This is a genomic window from Pseudoalteromonas sp. 3D05 (assembly GCF_002723455.1).
In the GTDB taxonomy this organism is placed as follows: Bacteria; Pseudomonadota; Gammaproteobacteria; order Enterobacterales; family Alteromonadaceae; genus Pseudoalteromonas.
Genome location: NZ_PDUS01000011.1, coordinates 76,203 through 91,430 on the forward strand (window position 1 = coordinate 76,203; position 15,228 = coordinate 91,430).

The following is a 15,228-nucleotide window of genomic DNA, read 5'->3' on the forward strand; positions in this document are numbered from 1 at the left end:
TCCAGCTCCCTCCACCACTTCTTTTTTCCTCAATTTTTTATTACTTAAATCCGCACGCTAATCAAATACCCATTGTAGACTCATTCCATGTTCCTTTAGCCAATTTGATGCCTTTTTGTATTGCGGATAAAATTCCCCCACTCTCAACCAAAATTGAGTACTGTGGTTTAAGTATTTTAAATGTGATAACTCATGCACGACCACATAATCAATCACCCATTTTGGCGCACCGACGAGTAAAAGATTAAACGTCAACTCCCTACGTCGATTACAACTGCCCCAACGTCGCTTATAAGCCATAATTTTTAACTTAGTCGGTAACTCTTCACCCATTTGCATACAATATTCATGTATTCGCATTTCAATATAGTTTTCTAATTGCTCATGCATAAAAGCTTCAAGCAGGCTTTGGTACATTTGTTTTTTATGTTTGACACGAGATGAGATTGTAATGTTTAGACCCGACATTGTGCCACTGTCTATCGCATCCACAGCCGTTTTTTTTCCAATATTAAAGCTTAGCTTCAATGGCGAGCCAAACGCGTTTATCTGCAAGGTTTTCAGTGGTAGCTGCTGCGTTTGAGATAATTCACTTTGTTTTGTTATCTGTGATTGGATCCAATCTTGTTTTGTCTGTAGCCAATGTTCTATTGATGAAATCGCGACACCGTAAGGGGCATAAACCGTTAATGATTGCTGTTGTATTTTCATCGCAACCGTTTTACGTCGACGACTTCGCTTTAATGTGTATTCAACCAATTTAAACTCTTGAGGGGGCTAATAAAGAAATTTGCATGCGGACATAATACCTTGCTAAATAACTGCTAATCTATAAATAAGTGTAATAATTTGAAGCTGAAACAATTATGCCAGACAAGCCTTGTTGTAGTTATACCTCACCTGATAACAAACAATGCCAAGAAACCGACATGGGCACAGGATTTTGCTTTTGGCACGATAAGAAATTTGATAAAACTGGCCTTGAGTTGACTCAAAAATTAGAGCGTTATGCAAAAAAAGGAGGCCTACTCCAAGGGCTCGAGCTTCAGCGCGCAAATTTAACCGGACTAAACTTGGTTAAACATGATGAGGAGGAAGGTTTCGATCTTTCTTATAGTAATTTTTACCGCACAAATCTTTCAGGTGCTCACTTATTTAACAATAAAATTGCCCACGCCTCATTGATGAAAGCAAACCTTCACGAAGCAAGTCTACATTATTGTAATCTTCAGCATACAAATTTATTAGGTATAAAGTTAAGCAATACGCGAATCGATAACATAGATTTAGGCATTCACTTACTTCAAGAACAACAAGCAAAAGCTTCTTTAAAAAAGCAAGACGTAGCTAAGGCAATCGATCTCTATGAACAATCCGAAGAGATTTATCGTAATTTGAGAAAGGCGTCTGAGCAACAGGGTTTGTTTGAACTAGCGGGTAATTTTACATTTAATGAACTGAGAATGCGACATGAGCAATATCCAAAATATTCTTTAAAGCGACTCAGTTCAAGTTTTATCAATATGTTATGTGGTTACGGTGAAAAACCACAAAATGTGATTCGTTTTAGTTTATCACTCATCGTTATCTGTGCTTTATGCTATTTTCTATTTGGCGTGACATACAACGATACTCTTCTAAAGCTCAACTTTTCTGCTCCATTAAGTGACAATTTATCAGCCTTACTAAACAGTTTTTATTTTAGCGTAGTGACCTTCACTACTTTGGGGTATGGCGATATTACTCCCATTGGCGTATCCCGTTTAATTGCGGCGATTGAAGCTTTCTGTGGAAGCTTTTCGCTCGCTTTATTCGTAGTCGTATTTGTAAAACGAATGACGCGATAGGAAAAGTTAGAAATATTTAACCAAGCTATAATTACTATTAAAATTAATGGTATGATATTTACTAATATATTTTTCAGTTAGTTTTGTTTTTAAAATTAATTATTTTCGCACATTTCACTTTCAATCAATGAGTTATCTGATTGTAATCACAAGATTAGAGCCGCTATGCTGTCAGCCTTTTTTATTACCGACCAGGATCCTAGTCTCATTATTAACGGGACTTATAATCCATTACTGGTAACATTATCAGTCCTCACTGCCATCTTTGCAGCTTATTTTGCAGCACTACTCATTGATCTTGCTAAAGTAACTCGATTTCATAACTACCAAAAACTCGCTAATTCAACGGCTGCATTAGTGCTGTCTGGCGGTATTTGGAGTATGCACTTTATTGGCATGCTAGCGTTCTCGTTATGCACAAATATTAGCTATGATCCAGCGCTGACCTTTTTATCTTTTATTCCTGCATTTTTAGCTTGTCTCACGGCGACATCGATGCTTGTAAAAGAAGATAAATCGAATATACAACTAATCATTCCCGCCATTTTACTAGGCGCTGGAATTGGAACAATGCATTACAGTGGTATGGCCGCTATGCAGCTTAGCCCTTTACTAAGATATGACCCGCTGACATTCAGTTTGTCGATTTTGGTTGCTGTTGTACTTGCTTACATTTCACTGTATGCCCGCTTTAATATCAACCGATTGTTCCCCACATTAAACGTGACGCAATCGCGCCTAATTAGTGCAATTATTTTAGGTTTTGCCGTTGCAGGAATGCACTACATGGGAATGGCTGCAACTCGCTTTGTTGCAGTATCACCTTTAATCACTGATGGTCAAAGTTCAGAGCTGACCTTAATTGCTATTAGCGTGGTTTTCTCAACAGTTATTCTCACTGCTATTGTTGCTATTATAAACGGTATGGTCCGCTACAGAATGCTACTGGAAGATAAGACCAGTAATGAGTCAAGACTCGCTGCAATTTTATCTACCGCCATTGATGGAATAGTGACAATTGATCAAAAAGGTAACGTCCTTAGTTTCAATAAAGCAGCTGAGCACATCTTCGGCTGGCAAGAAGCTGATGTACAAGGTAATAACGTTAAAATGCTGATGGATGATGAGATTTCTAAACATCATGATAGCTATTTATCTAAAGCAAAAAAGAATACATTTGATGTAAAAGCAGTCATTGGGGTCAACCGTGATGTCTTTGCAAAGCATAAAAATGGAAATGTCTTCCCCATCCGCTTAGGGGTTGGGGAAGTTGAGCAACCTAATCAAGATCCATTATATGTTGGCTTCATTACAGACCTGACAGAGCAACGCAAACTACAGCAAGATTTAGTCACCAAAGAACAACAATATCGCTCTTTAATGGATAACATGCCCGGTGTTGTTTTTCGTTGCCAAATAAACGAAAAGTGGAGCATGATATTTATCAGCCCTAACATCAATGAAATGACTGGCTATATTCCTAATGAGTTTATAAACAAAGATATAGAATATGGCGATTTACTATTTAAAGACGATATTGCGCATATCAATAAAGCTGTCGAGCATGCTATTGCTAAGAAAGAGGAATACTCTATTGAATACAGAGTGCGTCACCGTAATGGTAAGTTAATATGGATACTAGAAAAAGGCAGCTTTGAATTTAACCAGCAAGGCGAAGCTATTTGGATTGATGGTGTTTTAGTCGATATCAGTGAACGACGAGAGTACGAAGACAAGCTAAAACTTGCCAAGGTTGCAGCAGAGGAAGCTGCACAAGCTAAGCAGTCGTTTATGGCCAACATGAGTCATGAAATTCGCACTCCGATGAATTCAATTATTGGTTTTAGTGACTTGCTGATGGATACGCCTCTTGATCAAGAGCAACAAAAACATCTGGTGACTGTTAATAACGCTGCGCGCTCGCTGCTTCGGCTGTTAAACGAGGTACTTGACTCGGCTAAACTTGAAAAAGGAAAATTAACCATAGAGCCAGTGCATTTTACTTTGCAACCTGTACTCGACAGCATCATTTCAACCTTTTGGTTAGAGGCCAAGAAAAAAGACCTTGAAATAACGCTAACGATCAAAAACTCTGTTCATAAAGCTTATTATGGTGATCCCGATCGTATTCGCCAAGTTCTAACAAACTTGATTGGCAATGCTATTAAATTTACCGAACAAGGCTCTATTCATGTAACAGTGAGTACAACACAAAATGATCACCTGTTTTTTGAAGTCCAAGACACGGGGATTGGTATTGCACCAGAGCGCATAAAAGCAATATTTCAGCCTTTTGAACAAGCTGATGGCACCACTACACGCCGTTTTGGTGGCACAGGCCTCGGTACTACTATTAGTAAACAATTAGTTGAGCTTATGGGTGGGACTATCAATCTAGTAAGTAAAGAAAATAAAGGCAGCTGCTTCTTCTTCTCGCTTCCTTTAGAGGTTGGTAATGAAAATCTTATTGACTACTTTGACGGTCTACATACCCAATTACCAGCACTTCGAATCTTAGTCGTTGACGATATTGAACAAAATGTAGAACTGCTCCGCTTATTGCTTTCTCGTGACGATCATACAGTCAGCACAGCTAACAATGGATTAGAAGCTCTGGCTATTTTTGAGCAGCAAGACTTTGATGTGATTTTAATGGACATTCACATGCCACAGTGTGATGGCATAACAGCGACTCAAAAAATACGCGAGCTTGAACAGCATAAGCAACTAAAAAACACCCCAATTATTGCCTTAACAGCGAGCGTTTTACAGCAAGATAAACTAACCGCTAAGAAAGCCGGTATGAATGGCTTTGCAAACAAGCCCGTTGATATTAACCAACTCAATCAAGAAATCTCTCAGGTACTTGGCTATAGCCTGAAAAAAGAGGTACTCATAGAACAAAAAGACCCGAATGCAAAGCATATAGATTTTGAAAGAGGACGCCAACTGTGGGGCACTAAATGCAAACAAATCACACAAATACAGCGTTTCCTTGAACAACAGCAAACGCTTTGCGATGCCCTTTTTAGTGGTGGGATCGATGCCTTAGACAATGCACAAAGTAACCTGCATACATTAAAAGGGTTAGCAGGTAACTTAGGTTTACCGACTATGATGGGATTATTTTCAGAGCTGGAAAAGGCACAATCTCCACAATTGCAAACTGAGCTAATTTCTAAACTCGAAGTTGAACTAACAGCAGTACGCTTATTACTCGAGGAGAAAACCTTAGCCTGTAAACCTGCTATAACAAATGACAATTCAACACACATGAGTGCACTCTCTACTGATGAATTTAAACGACTTTGCGAGCAACTTTATAAAGACGCTGAGAATGCAGAGCTTAATGATGAACTTTTAGACATGATTAAACGTCATACACCTGAAGGTTATCAAACTGAGGTAGACAATTTGGTTGAGTACTTCGACGAATTTGATTTCGATGCAGCTCAAGACAGCTTAATAGCGTTAATCGAGCTGCTGAATAAAACAGAACAAATGGAGGCCCAGTGATGGATATCAGCGCAAACCGACCTCGTGTATTAGTTGTTGATGATGAGCCTGCTAACCTTAAAGTCATGCGCGAGGTGTTAAGTAACCAATACCGTTTGTCGTTTGCAAAATCAGGCGAAGCCGCCCTTGCACTTATAGATAAAGAGCCTCCTAAGCTTATATTGCTTGATATTATGATGCCTGATATGAACGGCTTTGAAGTATGCAAACGGTTAAAGGGTAACCCCGCAACACAGCATATCCCGATTATTTTTGTTACAGCGCTTGCTGATGAAAACGATGAATTTAAAGGTTTTGAAATAGGCGCTGTTGACTACATTACAAAGCCCATTAGCCCTGCCATTGTTCGTTCTAGAGTAAAAACACACCTATCACTGGTGCAAGCTGAACAACTGAAACTCGCCCACGTTGATTTAGTTCACCGTCTTGGGCAAGCGGCTGAATATAAGGACACTGATACCGGCGAACACATTGTTCGAATGAGTAAGTATAGTAAGATATTGGCACTCGCTTATGGGATGGATGAACAGCACGCCGAGCTTCTAAGGCAAGCAGCTCCCATGCACGACATAGGTAAAATAGGTATTCCTGATGCGATTTTATTAAAGCCAGGAAAGCTCACATCTAATGAGTTTGATTACATGAAGCAGCACGCTGAGATAGGCGCCAAAATATTAGCCAACTCAACCTCACCATTACTGCAACTCGCTTATATCCTAGCTATGGAGCATCACGAAAAGTGGGATGGCACAGGTTACCCTAACGGTGTTAAAGGTGAAGAAATTTCGATTGAAGGACGCATAGTCGCCATCGCCGATGTATTTGATGCACTCACCTCTAAACGTCCTTATAAAAAAGCGTGGAGTGTCGATGAAGCACTCTCGCACATGAGAGAACAAGCAGGTAAGCACTTTGATCCGCAACTTATTGACCTGTTTGAAGGCCAGCTTGATGAAATAATGAAAGTCTACTCAACCTACCAAGATTGATTTATCAATGGCCCTGCTGATGTGGTTGTAATCATGGGAAGTAATCTCATGATTATTGCCACTGTTATCCTTAAAATACATCGAAAATGTAACACCATGGTCGGCAACAATCGTTTTAATTTTCTGCGATTCAAAATGGTTAAGCCAAGTAATAAATTGCTCCCCTGTTGCACCAAACGCGATTCCTTTACTTGAACCTGTGCGTTCAAATAATGCCAGTCGTGTTGTTGCTGCTGCGTCTTCGAGCGTGAGCGGGCCTTTGCCTTTATCCCAAAATGCAAGCTCAGGCACAACATTAAAACCGAGCACCTCTTTATACCAAACAACAGCCTCTGTGAGGTTTTCAACGTTTAGATGACAGTGATCAATTCCCGATAATAATGGTGTAGTCATATTACTCACCGACCTCTGATTTTAACTGCTCAATAAATGCCAACATATAATCAGTGCGGCGCTGAGCTTCTGCTTTAGCTGACGGTGTATTCATACTCTTTGCAACATGAAGTAACTTAATAAAGAAATGATCAAGCGTATAACGTTTATCGTCTGCTTCACGGTTTTGGCAAAAAGGGTCTTGTGGATGATATAAATGACGGCTTATTGAGCCCCCTACTTTCATACAACGGCTAACCCCAATTGCACCGAGTGCATCCATTCTATCTGCATCTTGAACGATTTGTGCCTCAATCGATTGCACTTTTATATTGGCACTGAAGCTATGGGCTGCAATGGCATGATGAATCGCATCAAAGTAACTTTCGTCGTAGTCGATAGAGGCTAAAAAGGTAACCGCTTTATCTGCCGCCATGGTTGAAGCTTTGGCACGATCGGGATGATTTTTTGCAACCGCTACGCAGTCGTGTAACCACGCAGCAGGGAGCACTACAGCCATCTCGGCCTGCTCTGCAATGCATAATTGTTTGGCTACTCTGACGACCCGTTCAATATGCGTTATATCATGGGCTACATCAGCGCAAATAAGTGACGAGATAAAACCACGACATGCATTTTCAAGTTGTTGTAGCGGCGCCGGTAACGCTATTTGCTGTTCCATAAATTTCGCTGTTTCAATGTAAAACAATATATTGTGGCTACTTTAACGCGGTTATAGCCAGTTGTGCAAAACATTCATTGTATGTTCGACCCCGCTTTACTAAAATGACAGCTAATTTATCTGTTATGAGTATGCAAATGTCATCTGCTATTTACCTGCAAGCTGGTCGTGAGAAATCTTTAAAGAGAAAGCACCCTTGGTTATTTTCTAAAGCTATTAAAAAAATTAAAGGCAAGCCTGGCCTAGGTGACACCGTTACTATTCATGATAACGAAGGTAAATTTTTAGCAACTGCCGCTTATAGCCCGCACTCGCAAATTCGTGCACGTGTTTGGAGCTTTGATGAAAAAGAGGTTATCGACCAAAACTTTTTTGAACGCCGTTTACGTCGTGCACTTGAAGCTCGCGCCCAAGTTATTGAAGAAGGTGGTTTAACGGGTTTTCGTTTATGTGCCGCTGAGTCTGACTTTTTACCGGGTGTCACTATTGATAAGTTTGACAATGTATTGGTCTGTCAGTTGTTGAGCGCAGGTGCAGAGCGTCATAAAGGTGAAATTGTTGCCGCTCTAATGACTATTTTCCCTGGTTGTGATGTATATGAGCGTTCTGATGTTGATGTGCGTAATAAAGAAGGTTTAGAGCCTACAACAGGTGTACTGTGGGGTAATAAACCACAGCAGCCAGTATTAATAGAAGAAAACGGTTTAAAACTCGAAGTTGATATTATTGAAGGCCATAAAACTGGCTTTTACCTTGATCAGCGTGATAGCCGTGCCGCGTTAGAACGCTTTTCTAAAGACAAAAAAGTACTTAACTGCTTTAGTTATACCGGTACTTTTTCACTTTACGCATTACGCGGTGGCTGTGAGCATGTCACTAATGTTGATGTGTCACAACCTGCGCTTGATACAGCAAAACGTAACGTCGAACATAACAACCTTGATTTAAATAAAGTCGATTTTGTCAAACAAGATGTCTTTAAGCTCTTACGTCAATACCGTGAAGAGGGAGTGTTATTCGACACTATCGTAATGGACCCGCCAAAGTTTGCAGATAATAAAGCGCAACTCACTGGCGCGTGTCGTGGTTACAAAGATATCAACATGATTGCCATGCAAATACTCAAACCCGGCGGCACATTACTCACATTCTCTTGTTCAGGCTTGATGGAACAAAACTTGTTCCAAAAAGTGGTTGCCGATGCAGCGCTTGATGCCGGTAAAGACTTGTTGATTATGGAGCGTTTAAACCAAGCTGCAGATCACCCTATTGCTGGTAGCTACCCTGAAGGTTTTTACCTCAAAGGACTAATTTGTAAGGTTTATTAGGCTGACTAGGCAGCCTAATTAAACTGCATAATCTCAAGGCCTGCGGTGATCGTGCCATCCTCTTCTTTAGAGGCACGGATCACCTTAGCAACAGCATCTAACGGTGCAATTGTAGGACTCGTGGAGTCAATTTTAACCTTAACAATTGTACCTATCTCTAGTAAATCGTCTAATTGTAAAGATAAGCCTGTCGCACTCAAATCAACACATAATGCATCGTAGTGCTCATCTTTAATTGGCTCTAACGTTGTTAAAGTGGCTTTTGCGTTAATTTGCATCCGTCTAAAATTACGTTGGTCTTCATTAAGCATACTGTCTCCTAAACAACACTATTAATTTTATCAACTAGTACAACGACTGAAAATGGTTTAATGACATAGGCATCACAGCCAGCTTCAAATCCAGCTTGTTGTTCTTTTTCAGACTCCAAACCCGACACCATGACAATCGGGATATCTTGTGTCTCTGGTGTGTTTTTTAGCAGCCGGCAGGTATCGTAGCCATCAAGCCCCGGCATGCATACATCCAACAATATTACATCGGGAGGATTAGCAATGGCAGAAGTTAAACAGCTTTGCCCTGAATCAGCATAGCTCAAATCGAAACTATTTGATAACGCCGTTGCTAGCATTTCATAATTAAAGTACTCATCGTCTACAACCAGAAGCCGTAGACGCGAACGAGCCATTGAATCCATATAACGATTAGTTCCTTCTTGTTCTGTTAAAGCTATTCACACTCTTTTAAAGCATTTAAAATACGTTTTGCAGAAATTGGATAAGGCGTGCCTAAAGTTTGCGCAAAAAGTGACACGCGAAGTTCCTGCTGCATCCAAAAAATATCAATTAGCATTTGGGGCACAGGTAGTCCTGGTGCCACTTTATTAAGCTGCTTTTGATATTCTTGTGCGACCTTGTCTAATTCTAGTACACATAATCTGTCACGATTTGGGTCAACTGGCAACTTTTCTAAGCGTTTTTCTATCGCTTTTAAATAACGAATTAAGTCGCTTAGTTTTTCAGCGCCATGAGAGGAAACAAAACCTTTAAAGACTAATGACTCAAGCTGGCTCTTAATATCACCATGAGCGGTGATCATGGTCAAATCAACTCGGCCTTTCATTTTTTTATGTAAAGCGTGGGCAATACTTAATACTTGCTCCACTTGCGTAGCAATGGCAACAACCCTATCGCCTAGTTCACCACGTACTTGCTCTTTTACTTGCTCAAATGCCTGCTCTGTTCTCACATCGCCTAAATTTTTAAGTAGGCTATCTACACCTGCGGCAATACAATCATCAATTAAATCAGCCACTTTACCAAATGGGTTAAAGTAGAGGCCAAGTTTGGCTTTATTAGGTAAGTTTTGTTGTAGATACTTTATTGGCGAAGGTACATTTAATAACACTAACCGACGTAATCCCTGCTGATGTGCAGCTTGCGCTTTGATTTCATTATCAAATAACTCAACAGCTGTGGAAGATTTTTTATCCACCAAGGCCGGGTATGCTTTAATTTCGTATTGGCCTTGTTTTTTCACATATGAAGCGGGGAGCTTACCAAAATCCCACTGTGTTAAGTCGGCCTTTTCTATTCCTTTATCGGCTACTTTTGATAGCGTTTGCGTTACTTTACCTTGTAGCTGCGCTTTTAGCTTAGCTAAGTCCATACCACGCGCAAGCAAAGTATTTTTATCATCACGTACTTCAAACTGAAAACGTAAATGAGTCGCGAGGGTTGATAAATCCCATGCATCAGGTTCAACACGTACCCCGGTCATACGTAACAACTGATGACTGAGCGCCTCAATAAAGTTACCTTGCATTGGCGTAATGGCTGCAAGTACAGCATCGGCGTAATTTGGTGCGGGCACAAAGTTACGGCGCAACGATTTAGGCAATGATTTAATTAAACCCGTAATGAGTTCATGGCGAAACGCCGGAATATGCCAATCAAAACCGCTTTCTTCAACCTGATTTAATAAAGCGACGGGTATTTGCACAGCAACGCCATCGACAGCTTGGCCGGGATCAAAATGATAACTCAGCGGCAGCATTAAATTATTTTGTTGCCACACATCTGGGTAATCAAACTCGGTAACACTATCAGCGCCGTGTTGCATTAAGTCTTCGCGACTCATGTGCAAATAACGTTTATCTTGCTGCTTTTTGGTTTTGTACCACTTAGTGAATGCCGCACGGTTATTTATATCTTGCGGGATTTTTTTCTCGTAGAACTCATAAAGCGTTTGTTCATCGACAAGAATATCGCGGCGGCGGCTTTTATTTTCCAGTGTTTGAATATCTTCGATCAGCTCACGGTTAAACTGTAAAAAGCCTTCATTTTGACCCAACTCTTGTTCAACCAAAGCACTACGAATAAATAGCTCTCGGCTCACTTTGGGGTCAATATTGCTATACACACAACGGCGTTTAGAAACAATAATCAACCCGTAAAGCACTTGCTGTTCAAATGCGATGACAGCGCCCGGCTTTTTCTCCCAGTGGGGTTCACTGTAGCTACGTTTAACTAAATGCTGAGCAAAGGGTTCAACCCAATCAAGGTTTATTTTGGCGTTGATACGCGCATATAACTTACTGGTTTCAACCAGTTCAGCCGACATAATCCATTTAGGGCTCTTTTTAAATAACCCTGAGCCTGGAAAAATATGAAACTGGCTATTGCGCGCACCTTTGTACAATTGCTTTTCGTCTTTAAAACCAATATGACTTAGCATACCGCTCAACAATGCTTGGTGAATTTTATCGCCATCCGCTACATTGGTAGTGGCTTTCATGCCCATTTCGTTACAAACCGTGCTTAGTTGATAAACAATATCTTGCCATTCACGGATACGCATATACGCCAGCATGTCTTTTTGGCAAAGCTTTCTAAATTGGCTGTTGCTGAGCTCGCTTTGTTGTTCTTCTAAATAGTTCCACAAGTTCAAAAACGCAATAAAGTCTGAATCGGGGTCGTCAAAACGGCCATGCTTTTCATTGGCTGCGGCACGTTTTTCTTGCGGGCGTTCACGAGGGTCTTGAATAGACAAAGCTGCAACAATAATAATTACTTCACGCAATGCACCCAGCTTTTGCGCAGTCAGTACCATTTTTGCTAAACGGGGGTCGACGGGCAAGCGACTTAAATCCATGCCCGATTTAGTTAATCGTGTTTCTTGATTGCGCTTGCTAGGCTTAACCGCTTCAAGTTCTTCGAGTAAAGTTAAACCATCATTAATATTACGGCTATCAGGTGCTTGTACAAATGGGAAATTAGCCATGTCACCTAGGCCTAAGCCAAGCATTTTTAAAATAACCGAGGCTAAGTTGGTGCGCAGTATTTCAGGGTCGGTAAACTCAGGACGCGAATTAAAGTCATCTTCACTATATAACCGAATGCAAATCCCCGCCTCAACACGGCCACAACGCCCTTTACGCTGGTTCGCGCTGGCTTGAGATATCGGTTCAATAGGCAAGCGCTGTACTTTAGTGCGGTAGCTGTAGCGGCTAATACGCGCAGTACCTGGGTCAATAACATAACGAATGCCCGGCACCGTTAAAGACGTTTCAGCCACGTTGGTCGACAATATAATATGACGGCGACTGTGCGGAGCAAAAATGCGGTTCTGCTCTGCATTTGATAGCCGCGAATACAAAGGCAGTACGTCAGCGCCTTTTAAGTTACGTTTACTGAGTGCATCGGCGGTGTCACGAATTTCCCGTTCACCATTTAAAAAGATCAAAATATCGCCGGGGCCTTCTTGGCACAGTTCATCCACAGCATCAAAAATGCCTTGTAGTTGATCGCCCTCTGCTTCCATGTCGTCTTTATCAATTTCAATTAACGGCCTGTAACGTACATCAACGGGGAAAGTACGCCCTGATACCTCAATAATGGGTGCATCATTAAAATGTTTTGAAAAACGCTCAGGGTCAATGGTGGCAGAGGTAATAATAACTTTTAAATCGGGGCGCTTTGGTAATAGGTTTTTTAAATAACCTAAAATAAAATCGATATTAAGGCTACGCTCGTGGGCTTCATCAATAATGATGGTATCGTATTGATTTAAAAAACGGTCTTGCTGAATTTCGGCTAGCAAAATACCATCGGTCATCAATTTAATGTAACTATTGTTTGATACTTGGTCGCTAAAACGAATTTTAAAACCTACCTGTTGGCCAAGCTCGCATTGCATCTCACTGGCGATACGATCAGCAACACTGCGCGCTGCTAAACGTCTCGGTTGGGTGTGACCAATATAGCCATCAACCCCACGACCAAGCTCTAAACACATTTTCGGTATTTGCGTGGTTTTACCTGAGCCTGTTTCACCAGCAATGATCACCACTTGGTTATTGGCAATCGCGTCTTTAATGTCGTCTTTTTTCTGGCTAACCGGAAGTTGCTCTGGGTACGTTACCTTTGGTAACTGGGCTAAGCGAACCTCACGTAACTGTTGGCTACGTGTTATATCAGCGGTTATTTTTTCTATAACAGCCGCTTGTTTAGCTTCATCAGATATTTTTTTGATGCCATGAAGGCGCTTTTTGAAGATGAATTGATCTTTTCTTAAACACGTTTTGAGTTCACCAAACAATTGACCTAGGTTTACCACCCGCGACTTCCTTAATAATTTTGAATAAAGACGCTCGATTGTATCAAACTTCCTGGCAGGGGTTAACTTTGTCAGCTTACTATATTTAATGTCATTACACGTTTATAAATCATAAGCCGTAGATGTCACCCATTTAGGGTTCTGGTTTATATTTTTGTTATAATGAGTGCGTTTGTTGGACATATTTTTTAAAAAATAAATATAACGTACTATTATATACTGTATTAAAAAGCATGAAAGGATCATAGATGTCAGAACAGCCTTGGATCAAAATTTATAATGAGGTCAACTCAGACTGTATTCTTGGAAACAAAGAAGGGTTATTAACTCTCAGAAACGCTATTGATTTCACTCTAGATAACCGAATTTATTCCGTGGATGAAAATTTTCAAGCTGATTTTAATTCAATCATACTTGTCGATAAAAACTGGCAAGAACCCAAGCCTGAAAAGTTTTCTTACTGGCAGACAAGTATATTATTCACCCTCCTCACTATCTGGGCGATATTATTGCCAATATACGCTTTATGGACTTTGATTTAAAAAAGGCGCATTTACATGCGCCTTTAGAAATTTCATAAGAGTCGTTTTATTAACATCTTATAGCGCAGCAAAAACATCGTCAGTCTTTGCAGCACAGATAAAATCATTTTTATGCAGACCTTTAATTGAATGGCTCCACCAAGTAACCGTCACTTTGCCCCATTCAGTTAATAAACCCGGGTGATGACCTTCGTCTTCAGCCATATCACCCACTTTATTAGTAAAGGCAATAGCTTGTTTAAAGTTTTTAAATTTATAAACACGCTCTAACTGCATAATGCCATCGCGTACTTCTGGCACCCAGTCCGGGATCATTTTAATTAGTTCTGCTAGCTCTTCGTCTGACACTTTTGGAGCATCAACATGACATGCTTCACACTTTTGTGCGCTTAATGATGACATTTTAAATCCTTAACTTGCTATTTTTTCTTTAGGAGGAAATTTTGGGTCGTGTAACCCTAACTCTTTTGCTTGCTCAACTATCGCCATAATATCCAACTGTGAAATATCAAATAAATCATGGATAGAATTTATGGTGTAGTACAAAGGCTGCATTATATCAATGCGGTACGGTGTGCGTAATACATCAAGTACATTCATTGGGTTAATTTCAGGCTTATCAGAGTAGACGTATTGTGTCTCGCCTGGGCTTGATAAAATACCACCACCGTAAATACGTAAGCCGTCTTCGGTTTGCATCAAACCAAACTCTACAGTAAACCAATACATACGCGCTAAATAAACGCGATCTTTTTTCTCTGCTGCGTAGCCTAACTGGCCATACTTATGAGTGAACTCAGCAAAGTCAGGGTTGGTGAGCATCGCGCAATGGCCAAAAATTTCATGGAAAATATCTGGTTCTTGTAAATAATCAAACTCTTCACGTGTTCTTATAAAAGTCGCCACAGGAAACTGCTTGTTTGCTAATAAGCGAAAGAACTCATCAAAGTCAATCAATGCAGGCACAGGTGCTACTTGCCAACCTGTGGTTGCTAACAACACTTCGTTTAACTCACTTAACTGCGGAATGCGATCATGAGGAAGGTTTATTTTTTTTAGCCCTTCCATATATTCATCACACGCCTTGCCTTCAATACACTTTAATTGACGGGCAACGAGTTCTGACCATGTTTTGTTTTCTTCATCGCTCCAGTGAATCACCCCATTTTCATCAGGTGTTCTAGAGGTGTACTTACTTGCTTTAGCCATAATTACCTTCTTGCTGTTAAACCGAATATCGGTATCAACGTGTTACCCAGATACTAAGCAAATGTAAGGCAAAGTTTAATAGCTGGGTTAATATCAGCCGATGGTCACAACACAAAAAACGTAAAG

The 15,228-nt window shown here is 40.5% G+C and carries 13 protein-coding genes; 5 read left to right on the top strand and 8 right to left on the bottom strand.

The genetic code is table 11. The features are described 5' to 3' along the window. Positions 1-57: 57 nt before the first annotated feature. Entirely contained in the window at positions 58-711 is a 654-nt protein-coding gene (locus tag CSC79_RS12440; protein WP_099296087.1) for a SprT family zinc-dependent metalloprotease, read from the bottom strand. Between the two features lie 155 nt (positions 712-866). On the opposite strand from CSC79_RS12440, the gene CSC79_RS12445 reads away from it, so the two are divergent. From CSC79_RS12445 to CSC79_RS12455, 3 genes are all read left to right on the top strand, one after another. After that, positions 867-1,847, top strand: coding sequence for an ion channel (locus CSC79_RS12445; RefSeq protein ID WP_099296088.1), 981 nt, complete (start codon positions 867-869; stop codon positions 1,845-1,847). 165 nt (positions 1,848-2,012) lie between these two features. Beyond that, entirely contained in the window at positions 2,013-5,363 is a 3,351-nt protein-coding gene (locus tag CSC79_RS12450; RefSeq protein WP_099296089.1) for an MHYT domain-containing protein, read from the top strand. After that, a complete protein-coding gene (locus CSC79_RS12455) occupies positions 5,363-6,352 on the top strand; it encodes a two-component system response regulator (protein WP_099296090.1) in 990 nt (329 codons plus the stop codon). Before CSC79_RS12450 ends, CSC79_RS12455 begins: the two co-directional genes overlap by 1 nt. On the opposite strand, the gene CSC79_RS12460 is transcribed toward CSC79_RS12455, so the two are convergent. Both CSC79_RS12460 and CSC79_RS12465 read right to left on the bottom strand, forming a co-directional pair. After that, complete coding sequence (locus CSC79_RS12460) at positions 6,335-6,745, bottom strand: VOC family protein (protein WP_099296091.1); 411 nt, start codon at positions 6,743-6,745, stop codon at positions 6,335-6,337. The genes CSC79_RS12455 and CSC79_RS12460 overlap by 18 nt on opposite strands. Position 6,746: 1 nt before the next feature. Then, positions 6,747-7,406: an HD domain-containing protein gene (locus CSC79_RS12465; RefSeq protein WP_099296092.1), complete on the bottom strand. Its 660-nt coding sequence runs from the start codon at positions 7,404-7,406 to the stop codon at positions 6,747-6,749. Positions 7,407-7,543: 137 nt separating this feature from the next. Here CSC79_RS12465 and CSC79_RS12470 point away from each other — a divergent pair, with 137 nt between their 5' ends. Beyond that, complete coding sequence (locus CSC79_RS12470) at positions 7,544-8,734, top strand: class I SAM-dependent methyltransferase (RefSeq protein ID WP_099296140.1); 1,191 nt, start codon at positions 7,544-7,546, stop codon at positions 8,732-8,734. Between the two features lie 14 nt (positions 8,735-8,748). Here the strand turns inward: CSC79_RS12470 and CSC79_RS12475 are convergent, their stop codons facing one another. Genes CSC79_RS12475 through hrpA form a run of 3 tightly spaced genes read right to left on the bottom strand, consistent with a single transcriptional unit; the run spans position 8,749 to position 13,351 of the window. Further along, positions 8,749-9,045, bottom strand: a complete 297-nt coding sequence (locus CSC79_RS12475) for a PilZ domain-containing protein (RefSeq protein WP_099296093.1) — start codon at positions 9,043-9,045, stop codon at positions 8,749-8,751. 8 nt (positions 9,046-9,053) lie between these two features. After that, on the bottom strand, positions 9,054-9,431 hold the full coding sequence (locus CSC79_RS12480) for a response regulator (protein WP_099296094.1): 378 nt from the start codon (positions 9,429-9,431) through the stop codon (positions 9,054-9,056). A gap of 32 nt (positions 9,432-9,463) precedes the next feature. Further along, on the bottom strand, positions 9,464-13,351 hold the full coding sequence (hrpA, locus tag CSC79_RS12485; protein WP_099296095.1) for an ATP-dependent RNA helicase HrpA: 3,888 nt from the start codon (positions 13,349-13,351) through the stop codon (positions 9,464-9,466). Between the two features lie 248 nt (positions 13,352-13,599). Here hrpA and CSC79_RS12490 point away from each other — a divergent pair, with 248 nt between their 5' ends. Further along, positions 13,600-13,893 carry a hypothetical protein gene (locus tag CSC79_RS12490; protein ID WP_099296096.1) on the top strand — a complete coding sequence of 98 codons (294 nt, stop codon included), beginning with the start codon at positions 13,600-13,602 and terminating at the stop codon, positions 13,891-13,893. A 57-nt stretch (positions 13,894-13,950) separates the two neighbouring features. Here the strand turns inward: CSC79_RS12490 and CSC79_RS12495 are convergent, their stop codons facing one another. Together CSC79_RS12495 and phhA are read right to left on the bottom strand one after the other, a co-directional pair. After that, positions 13,951-14,295, bottom strand: a complete 345-nt coding sequence (locus CSC79_RS12495) for a 4a-hydroxytetrahydrobiopterin dehydratase (protein WP_099296097.1) — start codon at positions 14,293-14,295, stop codon at positions 13,951-13,953. A gap of 9 nt (positions 14,296-14,304) precedes the next feature. Then, a complete protein-coding gene (phhA, locus tag CSC79_RS12500; protein ID WP_099296098.1) occupies positions 14,305-15,102 on the bottom strand; it encodes a phenylalanine 4-monooxygenase in 798 nt (265 codons plus the stop codon). Positions 15,103-15,228 lie beyond the last annotated feature (126 nt).